This window comes from Aeromonas sp. 6P (genome assembly GCF_051919525.1).
Classification (GTDB): Bacteria; Pseudomonadota; Gammaproteobacteria; order Enterobacterales; family Aeromonadaceae; genus Aeromonas; species Aeromonas veronii.
Map to the genome: position 1 here is coordinate 2,330,182 of NZ_JBQBEO010000002.1, position 18,499 is coordinate 2,348,680.

18 protein-coding genes are annotated in these 18,499 nt (G+C 57.6%); 16 read left to right on the plus strand and 2 right to left on the minus strand.

The genetic code is table 11. From position 1 onward, the window contains the following. The first annotated feature begins 34 nt into the window (after nt 1-34). The 6 genes from ACTG2J_RS10950 to ttcA all read left to right on the plus strand — a co-directional run bounded on the left by ACTG2J_RS10950 (nt 35) and on the right by ttcA (nt 6,322). On the plus strand, nt 35-2,419 hold the full coding sequence (locus ACTG2J_RS10950; protein ID WP_439997484.1) for a heavy metal translocating P-type ATPase: 2,385 nt from the start codon (nt 35-37) through the stop codon (nt 2,417-2,419). 138 nt (nt 2,420-2,557) lie between these two features. Beyond that, entirely contained in the window at nt 2,558-2,746 is a 189-nt protein-coding gene (gene ccoS, locus ACTG2J_RS10955) for a cbb3-type cytochrome oxidase assembly protein CcoS (RefSeq protein ID WP_439997485.1), read from the plus strand. Then, on the plus strand, nt 2,730-3,416 hold the full coding sequence (locus tag ACTG2J_RS10960; protein ID WP_439997486.1) for a sulfite exporter TauE/SafE family protein: 687 nt from the start codon (nt 2,730-2,732) through the stop codon (nt 3,414-3,416). The genes ccoS and ACTG2J_RS10960 overlap by 17 nt, the downstream gene beginning before the upstream one ends. A gap of 68 nt (nt 3,417-3,484) precedes the next feature. Further along, nucleotides 3,485-4,240 (plus strand): FNR family transcription factor, encoded by a 756-nt coding sequence (locus ACTG2J_RS10965; RefSeq protein ID WP_005336632.1) that lies wholly within the window; start codon nt 3,485-3,487, stop codon nt 4,238-4,240. 151 nt (nt 4,241-4,391) lie between these two features. Then, nucleotides 4,392-5,339 (plus strand): universal stress protein UspE, encoded by a 948-nt coding sequence (gene uspE, locus ACTG2J_RS10970; RefSeq protein WP_005345417.1) that lies wholly within the window; start codon nt 4,392-4,394, stop codon nt 5,337-5,339. A gap of 74 nt (nt 5,340-5,413) precedes the next feature. After that, complete coding sequence (ttcA, locus tag ACTG2J_RS10975) at nt 5,414-6,322, plus strand: tRNA 2-thiocytidine(32) synthetase TtcA (RefSeq protein WP_113739526.1); 909 nt, start codon at nt 5,414-5,416, stop codon at nt 6,320-6,322. Between the two features lie 103 nt (nt 6,323-6,425). Here ttcA and ACTG2J_RS10980 read toward each other — a convergent pair whose 3' ends face one another. Next, the gene (locus ACTG2J_RS10980) at nt 6,426-7,112 is read right to left on the minus strand and encodes a DUF2987 domain-containing protein (protein ID WP_429195337.1); all 687 of its coding nucleotides are present in this window, start codon (nt 7,110-7,112) and stop codon (nt 6,426-6,428) included. Between the two features lie 16 nt (nt 7,113-7,128). Then, nucleotides 7,129-7,866, minus strand: coding sequence for a hypothetical protein (locus ACTG2J_RS10985; RefSeq protein ID WP_005351939.1), 738 nt, complete (start codon nt 7,864-7,866; stop codon nt 7,129-7,131). Between the two features lie 201 nt (nt 7,867-8,067). Between ACTG2J_RS10985 and potA the strand changes: the two genes are divergently transcribed. The 10 genes from potA to rbsC all read left to right on the plus strand — a co-directional run bounded on the left by potA (nt 8,068) and on the right by rbsC (nt 18,477). After that, nucleotides 8,068-9,171, plus strand: coding sequence for a spermidine/putrescine ABC transporter ATP-binding protein PotA (potA, locus tag ACTG2J_RS10990; RefSeq protein WP_439997487.1), 1,104 nt, complete (start codon nt 8,068-8,070; stop codon nt 9,169-9,171). Further along, a complete protein-coding gene (gene potB, locus ACTG2J_RS10995; RefSeq protein WP_019446371.1) occupies nt 9,158-10,045 on the plus strand; it encodes a spermidine/putrescine ABC transporter permease PotB in 888 nt (295 codons plus the stop codon). Before potA ends, potB begins: the two co-directional genes overlap by 14 nt. Then, entirely contained in the window at nt 10,042-10,812 is a 771-nt protein-coding gene (gene potC / locus ACTG2J_RS11000) for a spermidine/putrescine ABC transporter permease PotC (protein WP_005336644.1), read from the plus strand. Before potB ends, potC begins: the two co-directional genes overlap by 4 nt. An 81-nt stretch (nt 10,813-10,893) precedes the next feature. Then, entirely contained in the window at nt 10,894-11,961 is a 1,068-nt protein-coding gene (locus ACTG2J_RS11005; protein WP_005345409.1) for an extracellular solute-binding protein, read from the plus strand. A 370-nt stretch (nt 11,962-12,331) separates the two neighbouring features. Beyond that, nucleotides 12,332-13,363, plus strand: a complete 1,032-nt coding sequence (locus ACTG2J_RS11010; RefSeq protein ID WP_439997233.1) for an IS630 family transposase — start codon at nt 12,332-12,334, stop codon at nt 13,361-13,363. A gap of 125 nt (nt 13,364-13,488) precedes the next feature. Then, nucleotides 13,489-14,514 carry a hypothetical protein gene (locus ACTG2J_RS11015; RefSeq protein ID WP_439988641.1) on the plus strand — a complete coding sequence of 342 codons (1,026 nt, stop codon included), beginning with the start codon at nt 13,489-13,491 and terminating at the stop codon, nt 14,512-14,514. A 187-nt stretch (nt 14,515-14,701) separates the two neighbouring features. Then, nucleotides 14,702-15,319, plus strand: a complete 618-nt coding sequence (locus ACTG2J_RS11020) for a glutathione S-transferase family protein (protein ID WP_439988640.1) — start codon at nt 14,702-14,704, stop codon at nt 15,317-15,319. Nucleotides 15,320-15,526: 207 nt separating this feature from the next. Continuing rightward, nucleotides 15,527-15,946 (plus strand): D-ribose pyranase, encoded by a 420-nt coding sequence (gene rbsD / locus ACTG2J_RS11025; protein ID WP_439988639.1) that lies wholly within the window; start codon nt 15,527-15,529, stop codon nt 15,944-15,946. A 36-nt stretch (nt 15,947-15,982) separates the two neighbouring features. Continuing rightward, nucleotides 15,983-17,512: a ribose ABC transporter ATP-binding protein RbsA gene (gene rbsA / locus ACTG2J_RS11030; protein ID WP_201979177.1), complete on the plus strand. Its 1,530-nt coding sequence runs from the start codon at nt 15,983-15,985 to the stop codon at nt 17,510-17,512. After that, the gene (gene rbsC / locus ACTG2J_RS11035; RefSeq protein WP_151286004.1) at nt 17,509-18,477 is read left to right on the plus strand and encodes a ribose ABC transporter permease; all 969 of its coding nucleotides are present in this window, start codon (nt 17,509-17,511) and stop codon (nt 18,475-18,477) included. The genes rbsA and rbsC overlap by 4 nt, the downstream gene beginning before the upstream one ends. The last annotated feature ends 22 nt before the right edge of the window (nt 18,478-18,499 follow it).

Consider the following 18,499-nt stretch of genomic DNA (forward strand, 5'->3'; position numbering starts at 1 on the left):
CAGCTTGCATTCTGCATTCAGGGGGGCATCAATCATGACCCCATGCTTTCACTGTGGCGAGCCGGTACCCGCTAATAGTGGCTATTCCCTCGAGATAAAGGGGATTGTTCGCCCCATGTGCTGCCCCGGTTGTCAGGCGGTGGCGGAAACCATCATGGAGTGCGGCCTCGCCAGTTACTACGATCACCGCACCGCCCCCGGAACCAAGGGGGATCTGGTACCCGAGGAGCTGGCCGCCCTCACCCACTACGATCTGGCAGAAGTGCAACAGGATTTTGTCACCGACAGCGGTACCCTTCGCGAAATCCAGCTGACAGTTGAAGGGCTCACCTGCGCCGCCTGTGCCTGGCTTATCGAACGCCACCTGATGACACTGACGGGCCTGCGCTACATCAATGTCAACACCACCACCCACCGGGCCCGCATCAAGTGGGATCCGGAGCTGCTCTCCCTGAGTGACATCCTCAAGGGATTTGCCCAGATCGGCTATCGCGCCTACCCGTTTCAGACCCATCAACAGGAGGCGCTCTACGCCAAAGAGGTCCGCAGCTATATGTTCCGGCTGGCACTGGCAGGGCTTGGCTCGATGCAGGTGATGATGTGCGCCGTGGCCCTCTACATGGATCTCTTCATCAGCGTTGAAGATGAGTTCATGGTCTACTTCAAGTGGATAAGCCTGCTGCTCTCCACCCCCATCATGATCTACTCGGCCCAGCCCTTTTATGTGGGTGCCTGGCGCAGCCTGAAACAGGGTCACCTGTCGATGGATGTGTCGGTGTCGCTGGCGCTGATCGGGGCCTTTATCGCTTCCATGTGGGCCACCGTGTTCAATACCGGTGAGGTCTATTACGACTCCATCACCATGTTCGTCTTCTTCCTGCTGCTGGGGCGCTTTCTCGAGTTGCGGGCCCGGCGCAAGGCGTCGGAATCGAGCTCCAACCTAGCGCGACTGGTGCCCATCATGGCGACCCGCATCGATGATGAAGGGGAGCATGAGGTAGCGGCCAAGACCTTGCAGGTCGGCGATCGGGTACGAGTGCTGGCCGGCGCCACCTTGCCGGCGGACGGCATCATTGTCGAAGGGCAAGCCAGCCTCAACGAATCCATGCTGACCGGTGAACAGCTGCCCCTGCTCAAACAGCGCGGTGATCAGGTCTATGCCGGCACCATCAACACGGATGCGCCGCTGCAGATCCGGGTCAGCCACCGCATCGAAGAGTCGCGGATCGCCCAGATCATGCGGCTGCAGGATCACGCCCTCGATGACAAACCAGCCATCGCCCAGATGGCGGATCAGCTGTCGCGCCACTTTATTCTGGTGCTACTGATCATTGCCGCCGCGGTCTGGACTTTCTGGCACTTCCATCAACCGGATCAGGCGTTCTGGGTCACTCTCGCCGTGCTGGTCGCAACCTGCCCCTGTGCCCTGTCGCTGGCCACCCCGACGGCGCTAACCTCGGCCACCGCCAATCTGACCCGCAACGGCATTCTGCTGCGCTGTGGTCATGTGCTGGACGTGCTGACCAAGGCAAACCGGATCGTGATGGACAAGACTGGCACCCTGACCACAGGTGAGATCAGTCTGACCGGCACCACCACCTTGGCAGAGATGGACGAGACGCAATGCCTCGCCATCGCCCGGGCCATGGAGGCGCAATCCGAGCACCCCATAGCTCGCGCCTTCCGGCTACCCACCGACAGTATCAGTGTGCTGCCATCCGCCCGCGAGATCACCCCGGTCATCGGTCACGGCATCACAGCTCTGGTGGATGGCGTACGCTACCGCATCGGCAGTGCCCGCTGGCTTGGGCTGGATCCGGCGCAAGAGCGCGGCCGCGGTCTGGCTATCTATCTGGCCAACGAGCAGCAGGTATTGGCCCGCTTCAATCTGGAAGATACTCTGCGCCCCGATGCCAGGGCGCTGATCGCGGCATTCAAGGCGGCCGGTCTGCAAACTACCGTGCTGACTGGCGACAGCTCTTTGCAGGCAGACGAGATTGCCCGCGAGCTGGGCGTGGATGAGCTGGTCAAGGGGGTCTCGCCCGATGGCAAGCTGGCCTACCTCAAGGCCCGGGAAGCCCAGGGGGATATCAGCATCATGGTGGGCGATGGCATCAACGACGCGCCGGTACTGGCTGGCGCTCACGCCTCGTTTGCCATGGCTGGTGGCACCGATCTGGCGAAAAACAGCGCCGATGCCATCCTGCTGGCCGATGACCTGAGCCGACTGCTCGAGGCCAGAGTGCTTGCAATGCGTACCCGCAAGATCATCATCGAGAACTTCGCCTGGTCCATCGGTTACAACCTGCTGGTGCTGCCGCTGGCGGCCTGCGGCTGGCTGCCCCCCTATCTGGCGGCGGCGGGCATGTCGCTCAGTTCACTCATCGTGGTGACCAACTCCATGCGTCTCAACCGATGAGACCGGTGGCGGAAAATAGCTGAAAATGTGGTCTGCCTCCGATGCAGGCCACATTTCTCACTTATAGCGGCTGGCCCCCTGCCCGAACAGGGTTACCATAGGGGACGCTTGCCACGGATGAATGCCAAGGTACCTCCCATGAACATAATTTTTGTCCTGATCCCCATCGCTATTCTGTTTGTGATCATCGCCGGGGTCGTCTTCTTCTGGGCCATTCGCTCCGAGCAGTTTGAAGATCTCGACCGGCAGGGTTCCAACATCCTGTTTGACGAAGAGCAACCTGCCCACAAACCCGTAAAGCCTGATGACCATGACCCACAACTTTGATCTGGCCGGCGCCCTGCTGGTCGGACTGGCAGGCTCCGCCCACTGCATCGGCATGTGTGGTGGCGTCTCCGCCGCGCTCTCCATGGCAATCCCCGCCAACAAACAACACTTCTGGGGGCGGCTCGCCTATCTGCTCAACTACAACCTCGGCCGGATCCTGAGCTATGTCATTGCAGGTGCACTGGTGGGCGGCCTGCTCGCCACCACCAGTGAGCTGGGCGCTGGCAAACACGCTATTGCCGGCTTGCGTCTCGTGGCAGCGCTATTGATGATTGCGCTTGGTCTCTATCTGGCGGGCTGGTGGCAAGGGATCTTGCTGCTGGAGCGGCTCGGCGCCAGATTTTGGCCACGTATCAAACCGCTGGCGGGCAAATTTATCCCCTTCACCTCACCTGTGCAGGCACTGCCCTTTGGCATGGTGTGGGGTTGGCTCCCCTGCGGGCTGGTCTACTCCATGCTGACCTGGAGCGCAGCGGCGGGTTCGGCCAGTGGCGGGGCGCTCATCATGCTATTTTTTGGCCTCGGCACCCTGCCCACCCTGTTTGCGTTGGGCGGGCTCGCCGATCGCCTGAGATACTGGCTCACCCTGCGCAGTTTGCGCCTTGGCGGTGCCCTGCTGCTCATTTTGTTCGGGGTGCATACCTTCTGGATTGGCATTGCTTCCTTTTGAAACCCTATCCAAAACGGATGAGTTGATGGTAAACTTGTTTGATATAAATCAATTATTCGTATGAGCCTATGATCCCGGAAAAGAAACCTGGCAGACGTATCCAGAGCGGTGGCTGTGCAATTCATTGCCAGGATTGCAGCATCAGTCAGCTCTGTATTCCCTTCACTCTGAACGACAACGAGCTTGATCAGCTGGACAGCATCATCGAGCGCAAGAAGCCGATCCAGAAGGGTGAAGAGCTGTTCAAGGCTGGCGATGAGTTCAAATCGCTCTATGCCATCCGTTCCGGGACCATCAAGTCTTACACCATCACCGAGCAAGGGGATGAGCAGATCACCGCGTTCCACCTCGCTGGCGATCTGGTCGGTTTTGATGCCATCCACAAACAAGCACACCCCTCCTTCGCCCAGGCGCTGGAAACCGCCATGGTGTGCGAGATCCCCTTTGAAGTGCTGGATGATCTCTCCGGCAAGATGCCCAAGCTGCGCCAGCAGATCATGCGTCTGATGAGCAACGAAATCATGGGCGATCAGGAGATGATCCTGCTGCTCTCCAAGAAGAATGCCGAAGAGCGCCTCGCCGCCTTCCTGCACAATCTGTCGGTACGCTTCTCCGAACGCGGCTTCTCCGCCAAGGAGTTCCGTCTCTCCATGACCCGTGGTGACATTGGCAACTATCTGGGGCTGACCGTTGAGACCATCAGTCGTCTGCTCGGCCGTTTCCAGAAGTCCGGTCTCATCAGCGTTAAAGGCAAATACATTACCGTGCTGGATCAGGTCGCCCTTGGCATGATGGCCGGAGCCACTCGCCCGCCCTGCGGCTGATTTTTCCGCTTACCCTCCAGCTTTTCTCCTGCTTTCCCTGCCGGATCCTTTCCTCTGGAATGTGATCCGGTACGTTCCCCATACCCTCCTCCTGCGCTAAGCTGTAATGGCTAAGATTCTGCTGTCATTGGACTTTTCCAAGGAGGAGAAGATGGTCAAATATCAGAATATTCTGGTGGTTATCAATCCAGAAGAGGAGCGTCAAATCGCCCTCGAACGGGCAGTCAAAGTCGCCGAGCTGGACGAAAACGCCCATCTGACCCTGCTGCTCACCATCTATGACTTCTCGTATGAAATGACCGCCATGCTCTCGGTGGACGAGCGGCAAGAGATGCGCGACGGCGTCATTTCACAGCGACGTGAGTGGCTGGACGAGATCCTGACCCCCTATCGGGCACAGGGGATCGAATGCGAAGTGAAGGTGGTCTGGCACAATCGCCCCTTCGAGTGTGTCATTCAGGAAGTGCTGGAGCAGCGCCACGATCTGGTGGTCAAAGCCACTCACCACCACAGCTTCCTGCAAACTTTCATCTTTACCCCCACCGACTGGCACCTGCTGCGCAAATGCCCCTGTCCGGTGCTGCTGGTCAAGGAGGGTCACTGGCAACGGGGCGGCAACATCATCGCCGCCATCAACTGCTCAAGCGACGATCCGGATCAGAAACTGCTCAACGAACGGATCACCCAGGAGGGAAGCGACATCGCCGAACTACTGGGCTCCAACCTCTATCTGGTCAACACCTACCCTGGCACCCCGGTCAACGTGGCCATCGAGCTGCCGGAGTTTGATCCCAACGCCTACAATGAAGCGATCCGCAAACACCACGAAAGCCTGCTGCTGAGCCATGCCGACAAGTTCGGGATCGGTCATCTCTGGACCCGGGTAGCAGAGGGGCTACCGGAAGAGGTGTTGCCGGATATGGCCGAAGAGCTCAAGGCGACCCTGATGATCATGGGCTGCGTCGGCCGTACCGGGCTTTCTGCTGCTCTGCTCGGCAATACCGCCGAACATGTGATTGACCGCCTCTCCTGCGACATCCTGATCCTCAAACCGGCGGACTACAGCTGCCCGGTCGACAGTCGTCGCAATCAATCATAAGGTGCCTGGCACCTTGCCCTCCCCCGGGACATGGCTATAATAACGCGCTTATTTGTGTCCCGGGTTTTACGAGCATGCTAGAAGAGCTGAACGCCAAAGAAAAATACAGTTTTAACAAACTGCAGAAGCGCCTGCGGCGCAACGTGGGTCAGGCCATTGCCGACTTCAACATGATTGAAGAGGGCGACAAGGTCATGGTCTGCCTCTCCGGCGGCAAGGACAGCTTCGGTATGCTCGACATACTGATGAGCCTCAAAGCCAGTGCCCCCATCCATTTCGATCTGGTTGCCGTCAACCTGGATCAGAAGCAGCCCGGTTTCCCCGAGCATGTGCTGCCCAAGTACCTGGACTCCCTCGGCATCGAGTACAAGATTGTCGAAGAGGATACCTACTCCATCGTCAAGGAGAAGGTACCGGAAGGCAAAACTACCTGCTCCCTCTGCTCACGGCTACGCCGCGGTATTCTCTACCGCACCGCCCAGGAGCTGGGTTGCACCAAGATTGCCCTTGGCCACCACCGCGACGACATCCTCGAGACCCTGTTCCTCAACATGTTCTACGGTGGCAAGCTCAAGTCCATGCCGCCCAAGCTGGTGAGCGATGATGGCAAGAACGTGGTGATCCGCCCGCTGGCCTACTGCAAAGAGAAGGATCTGATCCGCTACGCCGACGTCAAAGCCTTCCCCATCATTCCGTGCAACCTGTGCGGCTCGCAAGAGAACCTGCAGCGTCAGGCCATCAAGCAGATGATGCAGGATTGGGATCGCCGCTTCCCCGGTCGTATCGAGACCATGTTCACCGCCATTCAGGACGTGATCCCGAGCCACCTGCTCGACCACAAGCTGTTTGACTTCAAGAGCATCAACCGCGACTCCGGCATCATTGATGGCGGCGACAAGGCGTTTGATCCGCCCGAGATGCCAAAGGCGCCGCTGCTGGATATCGACGAGATGGACATGCTGGATGTGATTGAAGTGCGCTAAGCCGCGCTCACAGGGCAAACGCCACGCAATAAAAAAAGGAGCGATCATCGCTCCTTTTTGCTTTCTGGATTGGCCTGTCACTGCGGTGACAGCGCGACCGATCTCACCCTTTATGCAACCAGGGGGTCAGTCGCAGCACCTCACCCTGCAGGCGCAGTTGCCCGGTGGCGAACGCGGCCAGTTGCTCATTGCTCAGCAGCAGATGGCCTTCCTGCCAGGGCAGCGCCTCCTGACGGGCGCCATCAATCAGATAAGCTGTTCCGCTCTGCTGCACCAGGGTAATGCGTACCCCTTCCATCTTCGGCAGGAAGTGCTTGCCGACCATGCCCGCCATCTTGTCGAGCAGCAACTGCATCTGCTGCTGACGGGCCGCCAGCTCCGCCAGCGGCAGTTCGGGGCCATTCGGTGCGTCGGCCATCACCTGTACCGTCATATCGCAAGTGGCGTGCTCTTCTTTCAGGCCGACGGTCACGATCCCCTTGTCGAGGTTGAGATCCTCATCAAAAGGCAGGCGCAGTTCGCTATCGACCGTTACCTCGCCCGCGACCTCCTTGCTGTCGGTTGCAACCCGGGCAAAGGTGAGGCCGCAGCGCTGACCATTTTGCGGATCGGTCAGATAAAACCCCAGTCTGGCGTGACCAAACTCCCCTTTGGCAAAGGTCTTCATCTGGCTGTAGAAGGTGCTGTATTGCAGATCCAGCACCGGCTCAGCCAGCGCCAGCCCTGGCAGCAAGAGCGTGGCCAGCAGACTCTGGCGCACAGCCTTGGTCACTCCATATCGACGGGTCATTCAACATCCTTTTGCATCATGCATTGAAATGGTTGGGGCCTTCTGTCACCTCGTTAACCTCTACCCCCACCCCGCAGAGATCCCGATAGAGGATCCCCTTGCAGTTGAAATAGAGCGGTGCCACCCAGATAAGCCCCAACCCCATGGGGATCAGAGCCAGGAAGAAGAGCGCGGTCATCACGCCGTGGAACAGCACAATGCTGGGCCAGCCGCGCGCAAAGAGCTTGAGAGAGACCAGAATGGCCTGGGGCGGCGTCAGACCGCGCTCCAGCACCAGCGGGACAGTAAAGAGCAGCCCCATGCCGATCAGGGCCGAGGGAATGAATGAGAGTACGGCAGGCAATCCCAGCAGATCGAATAGCGGGCCAAACAGGCTGGTGAGCAGACTGCCAAGCAGGCTCAACATGCCGAGGCGTACAAAGTGGCGGAAGAAGTCGAACACCTGGTTGGCACGGGCGCGCACCCCGACCGACTGCTGCAACCCCAGCATATCGAGGGAGCTGGTCATGGGGGCCATCACCACCGTCATCAGCAGGCTCAGCACCATGGCCACATTCATCTGGCTGTCATCCCCCAGATAGGGCAACAGCAGCACATTGCTTAGCAGGATCCAGATCGCCGTCACCCCGACAATCGCCAGCAGCAGGCCAAATCCGGTACGGCGGGTCTGTTGCCATCCCTCCTGGATGACCCCTTTCAGGTCAAGGCGGTAGCCCTGGTTCAGAGACTGCTCAAGGGAGCCGCCAATACGCATTTTATTACTCAATTGACTATCCAATATCGAAAACGACCAAATCAGGTGGCACATTATAGCGATTTGGTCTGCTATTCGTAGCCGTTTTTCCTGCGCAGTTGCGGCTACTTCGGGCCAAAAAGCCTTTAATTTCATGTGTCGGCTGCATAGAATGCGGCCCTCTTTCAACACGATGGCCACTGGCTGGGGTGAGACTGGCGGATGATGAACAATCCACAGGTAATTGTCGCGCTGAACAAGATCAGCAAAAAATACGATGGCAAGGTGATCCTGAGTGACCTTGACCTTGAAATCTACGATGGTGAATTTCTTACCCTGCTAGGCCCCTCCGGCTGTGGCAAGACCACCCTGCTGCGCCTGCTGGCCGGGCTAGAATCGGTAGACGGTGGCACCATCCATCTGGCCGGTGACGAGATCACCCGTATCCCCGCCGAACACAGGCACATCAACACCGTGTTCCAGAGCTATGCGCTCTTCCCTCATATGACGGTGTTTGAAAACGTCGCCTTTGGCCTCGAGATGCAGAAAGTACCGGCCAGCGAGATCCGCCAGCGGGTCGAGGAGACTCTCGCCATGGTGCAACTCACCGAGCTGGCCAATCGCCGCCCGGATCAGCTCTCCGGCGGCCAGCAGCAACGGGTCGCCATCGCCCGCGCCGTGGTCAACAAGCCCCGCCTGCTGCTGCTCGACGAATCCCTCTCGGCGCTCGACTACAAGCTGCGCAAACAGATGCAGAGCGAGCTCAAGGCGCTGCAACGTCGCCTTGGCATCACCTTTGTCTTCGTTACCCATGATCAGGAAGAGGCGCTCACCATGTCTGATCGCATCCTGGTGATGGAGGGGGGCAAGATCATCCAGCGCGGCACGCCGCGCGATATCTACGAATCGCCAGCCAACCTGTTCGTGGCCCGCTTTATCGGCGAGATCAACGTGATGGATGGCAAGCTGATCAGCCAGCGCGAACCCGGTATCTGGCTGGCCGAGGTAGAGGGGCGCGAATGCCTGCTCCATACCGCCTTGCCGTTCCAGCCAGACGACAAGGTGCTGGTGCTGCTGCGCCCGGAAGATCTGCGCATTCTCGATCAGGATGACGATCAGAGCGGTGCGCTGCGGGGCAATATCCGCGAGCGCAACTACAAGGGGGCAACGCTGGATTCGGTGATCGAGCTCGAAAGTGGCAAACAGCTGCTTATCTCCGAGTTCTTCGACGAGGATGACCCCGACTTTGACTACCGTCTCGGTCAGGAGGTGGCGATCCATTGGGTCGACAGCTGGGAGGTGGTGCTGCCCTATGAGCCTCACTAATCTGCGGGTAGCGCACAGCTTTGCCCACAACGGCTTTCGCAACGGGGCCATCGCGCTGATCCTCGGCTGGCTGACGCTGTTTGTCTTCCTGCCCAACCTGATGATCATCGGCGTCAGCTTCCTGACCCGTGACGAGTCCGAGCTTATCGCGCCGCTCTTTACCCTGAGCAACTATGGCCGCCTGCTGGACCCCCTCTATTTCGAAGTGCTGCTCCACTCCCTCTGGCTGGCGCTGCTCGCCACCGCCATCTGCCTGCTGGTGGGCTACCCCTTTGCCTGGCTGCTGGCCCATCTGCCAGCGCGTATCCGCCCGCTGCTGCTGTTTCTGGTGGTGGTGCCGTTCTGGACCAACTCCCTGATCCGCACCTATGCGCTTAAAGTGCTGCTCGGCACCCGGGGGCTGATCAATGGCTGGCTGCTGGATCTGGGGCTTATCGAGCGGCCGCTGCAGATGATGTATACCGAGGTGGCCGTCATCATCGGGCTGGTCTATGTGCTGCTCCCCTTTATGGTGCTGCCGCTCTACTCCAGCATCGAGAAGCTGGATGGCCGTTTGCTGGAGGCGGCGCGAGATCTTGGCGCCAACGGCTGGCAGCGGCTGGTACGGATCATCCTGCCCCTCACCCTGCCAGGCATCATCGCCGGTTGTCTGCTGGTGTTCCTGCCCGCCATGGGGATGTTCTACGTCTCCGACTTGCTGGGAGGCGCCAAGCACCTGCTGATCGGCAACCTGATCAAGACCCAGTTCCTCAACAGCCGTGACTGGCCCTTTGGTGCTGCCATCAGCGTGATGCTGACGGTGCTGATGGCGCTCTTGGTCTACTGCTACTGGCGGGCAGGCAAGCTATTGAGCAAGAAGGGGGAGCTGGCATGATGCGCGCACTGAAAGCTCTGTTTCTGCTACTGGTGTTTGGCTATCTCTATGTGCCCATCGGGGTGCTGATCGCCAACTCCTTCAACCTGTCGAAATATGGCATCGACTGGCGCGGCTTTACCCTTGGCTGGTATGAGAAGCTGTTTGCCAGCGCCAGCCTGATGCAGGCGGCCCAGCACTCCCTGACCATCGCCGCCCTCACCGCCACCGCGGCCACCCTGATCGGCACCCTCACCGCCGTGGCGCTGTTTCGCTATCGCTTTCGGGGCAAGCAGTACGTGAGCGGCATGCTGTTCGTGGTGATGATGTCCCCCGATATCGTGATGGCCATTTCACTGCTGACCCTGTTTGTAGTGACCGGCATTGCGCTCGGCTTCTGGTCGCTACTGATTGCCCACATCACCTTCTGCCTGCCGTTTGTGGTGATCACCGTCTACTCGCGGCTGTGCGGTTTTGATGTGCGGATGCTGGAGGCAGCACGGGATCTGGGGGCTGGCGAGTGGATCATCCTGCGCCGCATCATACTGCCGCTGGCGCTGCCGGCGGTGATGGCGGGCTGGCTGCTCTCCTTTACCCTGTCGCTGGACGACGTGGTGGTGAGCTCCTTTGTGACCGGCCCGGCCTACGAGATCCTGCCGCTCAAGATCTACTCCATGGTCAAGGTGGGGGTCTCCCCCGAGGTCAACGCCCTGGCCACCCTGATGCTGGTTGCCTCCCTTGGGATGGTGCTGCTGGCGCAACTGTTACTGCGTAAACGGCAGGGTTAACCCTGCCCGTTTCGTCCCCGCCATCTTTGGCGAACTCTGTCACGGTGGGCCGCAAGGCCCCATAACCCCAAGGAGTTGTTGATGACAATCCAACACAAGGCCGGCGCCCTGCTGGCAGCCGCCCTCACCCTCACCACCCCGCTGCTGAGCCAGAGCGCTCACGCGGCCGACGACAAGGTGGTCTACTTCTACAACTGGTCGGAATATGTGCCGGATGGCCTGCTGGAGCAGTTCCAGCAAGAGACCGGCATCAAGGTGATCTACTCCACCTACGAATCCAACGAGACCCTCTACGCCAAGCTGAAAACCCATGGCGACGGCTATGACGTGGTGGTGCCCAGCACCTACTTCATCTCGAAAATGGCCAAGGAGGGAATGCTGCAGCCGCTGGATCGCGCCCAGCTGCCCAACTTCAAGCACCTCGACCCTACCCTGCTCAACCACGAGTACGACCCGGACAACCGCTACTCCATCCCCTATATCTGGGGCGCAACCGGGATCGGCACCAACACCGATATCATCGAACAGCCGGTTACCAGCTGGAAGCAGCTCTGGGCACCTGAGTGGAAAGAGAGCCTGCTGCTGATGGACGATGCCCGCGAGGTGTTCCATATCGCGCTGGTGCAGCTGGGCTACAGCCCCAACACCCAGGACAAGGCGCAAATTGCCGAAGCGTTCGAATACCTGAAAAAGCTGATGCCCAACGTCAAGGCGTTCAACTCCGACAACCCGGCCGATCCCTTTATCGCCGGTGAGGTCAATATCGGCATGCTGTGGAACGGCTCGGCCTACGGCGCCCAGCGCGAATACCCCTCCATCCAGATGACCTATCCCGAAGAGGGAGCGGTACTCTGGATGGACAACCTCGCCATCCCGGCCAAGGCCAAGCATGTGAAAGAGGCCCACGCCCTGATCAACTTCCTGATGCGCCCCGATGTGGCCGCCAAGGTGGCCGAGGCGATTGGCTACCCCACGCCGGTCAAGGATGCCATTCCCCTGCTCACCCCGGCGTTTCGCAATAACCCCATGGTCTTCCCGAGCGACGAGATCAAGCGCAAGGGCGAGTTCCAGTCCGATGTGGGGGATGCCTCCCGCCTCTACGAGCAGTACTTCCTGCAGCTGAAAGCCATGGTGGCCAAAGCGGGTTAAATCGGCGGTTAATTCCCCCTGACGGGGTTAATGGATAAAGGGGGCAATCGCCCCCTTCTCATTTTCACCACCAGCCCCTTTTCTCAACGCAACAATCCTTGTAAGTCCCCCCAAGCAGCCAGCTGCATAAAAATTTTTAGGGGGCGAGCAGTGAATGTGGGTCATTCCATTCAGATTCAGAGTTGCCCCATTGTGCAGATATAGGCACAATAGATGCATTTATCAGCAATGACAGTACTGTATTATCGAAACCGATAACACCTAAATAGCTGTTCCGAATAGTAGATCTCTGGAGGAAGGGAACTCAGTCCAGTTTGTGCGATCTCATTAGTCGCCAAACAAAACAAGCCACACCCAAAGGACTGAGTTGATGCCTATCCTACCACCCCTGCCACGACCACAACGGCGCCGCATTCACAAAATCATCCATGCCACGCGTGATAAAGGGCATGCTCGTCGCTTGATGGCCATCTTGCTGTTACATGAAGGCCGCACGATCACTGATGTTCATCACCTTACCGGCGCTGCTCGTTCGACCATCGGCCGTTGGCTTCGGTGGTATCGGGATGAAGGTGTGGGGGCGCTAGAAGCCTTACCGGCTGGCCGTGCCCCGGTCTTACCTGTCGCCAAGATTGTCACCTTACTGGTGCTGCTCATGCAGTTTTCTCCGCAAGATTTTGGTTATCAGCGCAGCCGCTGGTGTACCGAACTATTGGCTATCAAAATCAATCGGTTAACAGGCCTCAATATGGCAGCCTCCACACTCCGCCGATGGTTACCTCGTATGGGTATTGTCTGGCGAAGACCCGTGCCGACCTTGCGGATAAAAGACCCAGCCTATCAGGAGAAAATGGCGGATATCGACGCGGCGCTGGCCCGCTGTGATGCCGATCATCCGGTGTTTTATGAGGATGAAGTTGATATAGACCTCAATCCCAAATTAGGGGCCGACTGGATGTTCAGAGCGCAGCAAAAGCGGGTTGTCACACCGGGACAGAACGCGAAACATTACCTGGCAGGTGTTCTCCATGCAGGCAACGGAAGAGTGCTTTACGTCAGCGGGATAAAGAAAAACTCATCCCTGTTTATCGCCATGCTGGAAAAGCTGCGTCGCCACTACCGACGAGCCAAAACCATCACGTTGATCCTCGATAACTACATCATTCACAAAAGCAAACAGACCGAGCGATGGTTGAAGAAGAATCCCAAGTTCTGCCTGGTATTCCAGCCAGTTTACAGTCCTTGGGTTAATCACATCGAACGGCTGTGGCACAAGTTACATGAAACCATCACACGCAATCATCAATGCAGAGGAATGGCCAACCTGCTGGCTCGAGTGAAACACTTCATGGATACCGTGTCTCCTTTCCCCGGGAATAGCTATGGCACAGCGAAGGTGTAGCACTATTGGGATCAGTTATTTAGTAGTTCTACTATGCGTAGGTTTTGTGGTTACGGAATTATATGAAAAATTGACGGTAGCGTTGTCAGCCCCTTAAGCGTGTATTAGATTTTTTTGAGGTTAGAATGCCAAAAATTTCCTTAGTCGTAGGTAATGGTTTTTCGATTAGCTTTGGAAAATTTTCAGGGTTAGCGCATAAATTTAACTCACAGGAGCCTATCACTTGGGATGTTACTTGCCCTTCAACGGGAAAAAACCTCTTAACTAGCCTGTATAGATTAGACACTTTGTATAAATTGAACTCAGATAAACCTCACTTTGACGTATTTAAATTGGCCTTGGACGAGGGCTATTGCCAAAGCATTGGTTTAGACAGCTTCAAAACGACACTAGAGTCGAGACATTTCTTAACGCTTGCATTTTCAATGTATAGCCAGCAACAACGTGATCTATTTTCTACCGATTGGGCTTGGTTTCGATGGTTGAAATTACATAAATCCGAAATTACAGCTGCATTTTCGTTGAACTATGATCTACTGCTTGAAACTTCTTTAGATAGACTAAAACGTGAATACTATTCTCTTCAAGTAAATCACCATGGTTACGGGATTCCATTAGTTAAACCACATGGTTCTGTGGACTTTGAAATCACACCAAATAGTATTTTTTATACACCTCAATATCCATTAAATAATTTTATTGATCTAAACAACACTGGAATTATCAGGCTTGAGCAACATGAACTTATGTCTCCGAGGAGACAAGCTCTATGCATAATTCCAAATGAAGCTAACAAATACGCTTCATATCAATGGGTCGATCCTGCTAATCAATGGTTTGAAAATAAGCTAAAAACCAGTGACTACTGTTTATTTATTGGAATATCTTACTTCGAATGTGATAGACCAGAAATCGATAAAATAATAGACTCTCTTCCACAAGGCTGTGTTATTGTTGTGGCCAATCCATATCCGCCTAAAGCGTTTCTAGAAAAAATCCGTGAAAGACCATATATCATCTGGGACAACCCATTAGGCCCAGTGGACAAAAATGGGGCAATATTAAGTTTAAAATGCTTGGTTACAGGTAAAGCCTTAAGAAAGTGTTTCTGTCGGAGTGGTGTCCCCTATCATTATTGTGGTTGCCACTAAAAATATTACATATGGATAGCCGAGGTGGCCAAAGCCGATTAATTCTGCGCTTTTTCATTACCCCTTAGGGGTGTAGATTGGTTGGGGGCAAACGTTGCCCCCTCTCTTTTTTCATGACTGCCCGTGGTGCTACGCGAAGTAATCTTTCGCCGATATCGCGGGTGGCCTGAGCCAATCAGGAGTATTCATGTCCGATCTGACCCTCTATTTCGCTCCCGGCACTTGTGCCATGGCCGTGCAGATTGCCCTGCTGGAAGCGAATGCCCCGTTCCAACCCCGTCTCGTCAACCTCGCCGCCGGTGAGCAGCGTGATCCTGCGTATCTTGCCATCAACCCCAAAGGACGGGTGCCTGCCCTTGTCACCGATCAGGGCACCCTGACCGAGACCCCGGCCCTGCTGCTCTATGTGGCGCAGCGCTTCCCCGATGCCAAACTGGCGCCGCTGGACAACCCGTTCCTGCTGGCCCGCATGCAGGAGGTCAACAGCTTCCTCGCCTCCACTGTGCATGTCTCCCACGCCCACGGCCGCCGTGGCAGCCGCTGGGCTGATGACGAGCAGGCCATTGCCGCCATGCAGCAGAAAGTCGCCAGCAATATGCGCGATGGCTTTGCCCAGATTGAGCAGCACTATCTGGCTGGCCCCTGGGTACTGGGCGAGCAGTTCAGCGTGGCGGACATCTATCTGTTCGTGGTCGCGGGCTGGCTGAAAAGCGATGGGGTCGAGATCAGTGAATTCCCCAAAGTGGCCGATCATTATCGCCGAATGCTGACCCGTCCGGCGGTCAACAAAGTCCTCTCCAACTAAGTAAAAAATCAATAGAAAGGGTGCCGAGGCTCTGCTGGCACCCTTCTATCTCTTTCCTCCCCCGCCTTTGAGATCGTTTTCACATTTCCGTGGTTTTGCCGTGGCCCTTCCATCCTAAAAAGCCTATCTTTGCGTCATAACGCAACCGGTTGCGTAACCGGTTGCCTGATAAGAAACTGCGATGGCGAAAGCCTGATGAGGTGCTGTATGAAACGAGGCGTACTGCTCAATGCTCCCCTGAGTGCTCTGGTGGCACAGATGGGCCACACCGACGAGATCACCGTCTGCGATGCGGGGCTGCCCATTCCGGCAGGGCCGGAGCGGATTGATCTGGCGTTGATGGCGGGCACCCCCAGCCTCGAAACCGTGCTGACCGCCCTGCTCACCGATCTGGTGGTGGAGAAAGCGATCATGGCAAGCGAGATCAAGCAGATCAGCCCCGCCGCCCATCAGGCACTGGTCGATCAGCTTGAGGCGCACGCAGCCGCCCAGGGCAAGCCCATCGCCATCGAATACTACCTGCACGAAGAGTTCAAAACCCGCTCCCGCCAGAGCAAGGCGATCGTGCGCAGCGGCGAGGTGACTCCCTACGCCAACCTGATCCTCTGCGCCGGTGTGGCGTTCTGACATTCTTCAAAGAAGGCCTCTTCAAGGAAGCTGCAAATGAGCACAACCTCCCCCCTCTCACCCATTCTGGAGCTGACCGGGATCGTCAAGACCTTCCCCGGTGTGCGCGCCCTCGACGAAGCGGGTCTGCGGGTCTATCCGGGCCAGGTGATGGCCCTGCTCGGTGAAAATGGCGCCGGTAAATCCACCCTGATGAAGGTGCTGACCGGTATCTATCAGGCCGATGCGGGCAGCGTCAGCTACCGCGGCCAGCCGGTCCACTTCAAGGGCCCCCGCGACTCTCAGGATCAGGGGATCAGCATCATCCATCAGGAGCTGAACCTGCTGCCGGAGTTGTCGATTGCCGCCAACATCTTCCTCGGGCGCGAGCCGCGTACCCGTTTTGGCAGCATCGACCACAAACAGCTGCGCGAGCGGGCAAGTGGCCTGTTGGCGCGACTTGGCGTCAAACACGGGCCGGATACCCGACTCGGGGATCTCTCCATCGGCGAACAGCAGATGGTGGAGATCGCCAAGGCGCTGTCGTTCGATGCCAGCGTCATCATCATGGACGAGCCGACCGATGCGTTGACCGATACCGAGACCGAACAGCTGTTCAAGGTGATCCGCGAGCTGCGTGAGCAAGGTTGCGGCATCGTCTATATCTCCCACCGCCTCAAAGAGATCTTCGAGATCTGCGATCGGGTCACTGTGCTGCGCGATGGCAAGTGGATCGGCGAGAAGGCGGTGAGCGATCTGGATGAAGACAAGATCATCGAGATGATGGTGGGCCGCCGGCTGGAAGAGCAGTACCCGCGTCTTGAGCGCGAGCTCGGCCCCGTCAGCCTGCAGGTGAAAGATCTGGCCGGTCCCGGCGTGCGCGGTGTGAGTTTCTCCCTGCGTCAGGGGGAAATTCTGGGCTTTAGCGGCCTGATGGGCTCCGGCCGTACCGAACTGATGAAGCTTATCTACGGTGCCAGCCCTATCAGCAGCGGTGAAATCACGGTAGATGGCCACGCGCTGGTGCCAACCAGTCCGGCGGATGGTCTGGCCGCAGGCATCGCCTATATCTCCGAAGATCGCAAGGGGGATGGGCTGGTGCTGGAGCTGTCGGTGCGCGAAAACATGAGTCTCTGCGCCCTCGACGAGTTCATCAGCAACGGCAAGATCGACGGCAAGGCCGAACGGCAGGCGGTGAGCGACTATGTGCGCCTCTTCAACATCAAGACCCCGAGTCAGGATCAGCTGATAAAGCTGCTTTCCGGCGGCAACCAGCAGAAGGTGGCCATCGCCAAAGGGCTGCTGACCCGGCCCAAGGTGCTGATCCTCGACGAGCCGACCCGCGGCGTCGACGTGGGGGCGAAGAAGGAAATTTATCAGCTCATCAACCAGTTCAAGAAGGAGGGGATGAGCATCATTCTGGTCTCTTCCGAGATGCCGGAAGTGCTCGGCATGAGTGATCGCATCATGGTGATGCACGAAGGGCGCATCAGCGCAGAGTTCAACACCCGCGATGCCAATCAGGAGAAGCTGATGGCGGCGGCAGTCGGTAAACAGTGGCAAGCAGAGCAAGAGGCATCCCAATGACAACCCAAACCCTTTCCCGCCGTGGCGTTATGAGCAAGGCGTGGTGGATCGAGAATAAATCCCTGGTCGCGCTGCTGGTCCTGATTGGTGTGGTCTCCTTTCTGAGCCCCAACTTCTTCACCGCCGACAACCTCCTCAATATCCTGCGCCAGACCTCGGTCAACGCCATCATGGCGGTCGGCATGACGCTGGTTATCCTTACCGCCGGTATCGATCTGTCGGTCGGCTCGGTACTGGCCCTGTGCGGCGCGCTGGCCGCCACCATGGTCGCCATGGAGTTGCCCATCTGGCTGGTGGTGCCCCTCACTCTGGGTGTCGGTGCCCTGCTGGGTGGCGTCAGCGGTCTCATCATTGCCAAGGGCAAGGTGCAGGCATTTATCGCCACTCTGGTCACCATGACCGCCCTGCGCGGCATCACCATGGTCTATACCGAGGGTCGCCCCATCTCCACCGGTTTTAGTGACGGCGCCGATCATTTCGCCTGGCTCGGTACCGGTTACCTGTTCGGTCTGCCGGTGCCCATCTGGCTGATGGCTATCGTCTTCCTGCTCGCATGGTTCATGCTCAACCATACCCGCCTCGGTCGCTATATCTACGCGCTGGGTGGCAACGAATCGGCTACCCGCCTCTCCGGTATCAATGTGGATCGGGTGAAACTGGCGGTGTATGGTCTGTGCGGCGCGCTCTCGGCGCTGGCAGGGCTTATCGTTACCTCTCGCCTCTCCTCTGCCCAGCCGACGGCGGGCATGGGTTACGAGCTGGATGCCATCGCTGCGGTGGTGCTGGGTGGTACCAGCCTGATGGGCGGCAAGGGCCGCATCATGGGTACCCTGATAGGGGCGCTGATCATCGGCTTCCTCAACAACGCCCTCAACCTGCTCGACGTATCCTCCTATTACCAGATGATCGCCAAGGCCAGCGTGATCTTGCTTGCCGTGATGATCGATAACAAAAGCAATCGTTGATAAGACAAGCCACACACAAGGA

Bases quoted from the DNA above. Each gene is read 5' to 3' on its own strand.
- ttcA (WP_113739526.1), top strand. From the start codon at position 5,414: ATGCTAGAAGAGCTGAACGCCAAAGAAAAATACAGTTTTAACAAACTG.
- ACTG2J_RS11010 (WP_439997233.1), top strand. From the start codon at position 12,332: ATGCCTATCCTACCACCCCTGCCACGACCACAACGGCGCCGCATTCAC.
- ACTG2J_RS10950 (WP_439997484.1), top strand. From the start codon at position 35: ATGACCCCATGCTTTCACTGTGGCGAGCCGGTACCCGCTAATAGTGGC.
- rbsC (WP_151286004.1), top strand. From the start codon at position 17,509: ATGACAACCCAAACCCTTTCCCGCCGTGGCGTTATGAGCAAGGCGTGG.
- ccoS (WP_439997485.1), top strand. From the start codon at position 2,558: ATGAACATAATTTTTGTCCTGATCCCCATCGCTATTCTGTTTGTGATC.
- potC (WP_005336644.1), top strand. From the start codon at position 10,042: ATGATGCGCGCACTGAAAGCTCTGTTTCTGCTACTGGTGTTTGGCTAT.
- ACTG2J_RS11005 (WP_005345409.1), top strand. From the start codon at position 10,894: ATGACAATCCAACACAAGGCCGGCGCCCTGCTGGCAGCCGCCCTCACC.
- uspE (WP_005345417.1), top strand. From the start codon at position 4,392: ATGGTCAAATATCAGAATATTCTGGTGGTTATCAATCCAGAAGAGGAG.
- rbsA (WP_201979177.1), top strand. From the start codon at position 15,983: ATGAGCACAACCTCCCCCCTCTCACCCATTCTGGAGCTGACCGGGATC.
- rbsD (WP_439988639.1), top strand. From the start codon at position 15,527: ATGAAACGAGGCGTACTGCTCAATGCTCCCCTGAGTGCTCTGGTGGCA.
- ACTG2J_RS11015 (WP_439988641.1), top strand. From the start codon at position 13,489: ATGCCAAAAATTTCCTTAGTCGTAGGTAATGGTTTTTCGATTAGCTTT.
- potB (WP_019446371.1), top strand. From the start codon at position 9,158: ATGAGCCTCACTAATCTGCGGGTAGCGCACAGCTTTGCCCACAACGGC.
- potA (WP_439997487.1), top strand. From the start codon at position 8,068: ATGATGAACAATCCACAGGTAATTGTCGCGCTGAACAAGATCAGCAAA.
- ACTG2J_RS10985 (WP_005351939.1), bottom strand. From the start codon at position 7,866: ATGCGTATTGGCGGCTCCCTTGAGCAGTCTCTGAACCAGGGCTACCGC.
- ACTG2J_RS10960 (WP_439997486.1), top strand. From the start codon at position 2,730: ATGACCCACAACTTTGATCTGGCCGGCGCCCTGCTGGTCGGACTGGCA.
- ACTG2J_RS10980 (WP_429195337.1), bottom strand. From the start codon at position 7,112: ATGACCCGTCGATATGGAGTGACCAAGGCTGTGCGCCAGAGTCTGCTG.
- ACTG2J_RS11020 (WP_439988640.1), top strand. From the start codon at position 14,702: ATGTCCGATCTGACCCTCTATTTCGCTCCCGGCACTTGTGCCATGGCC.
- ACTG2J_RS10965 (WP_005336632.1), top strand. From the start codon at position 3,485: ATGATCCCGGAAAAGAAACCTGGCAGACGTATCCAGAGCGGTGGCTGT.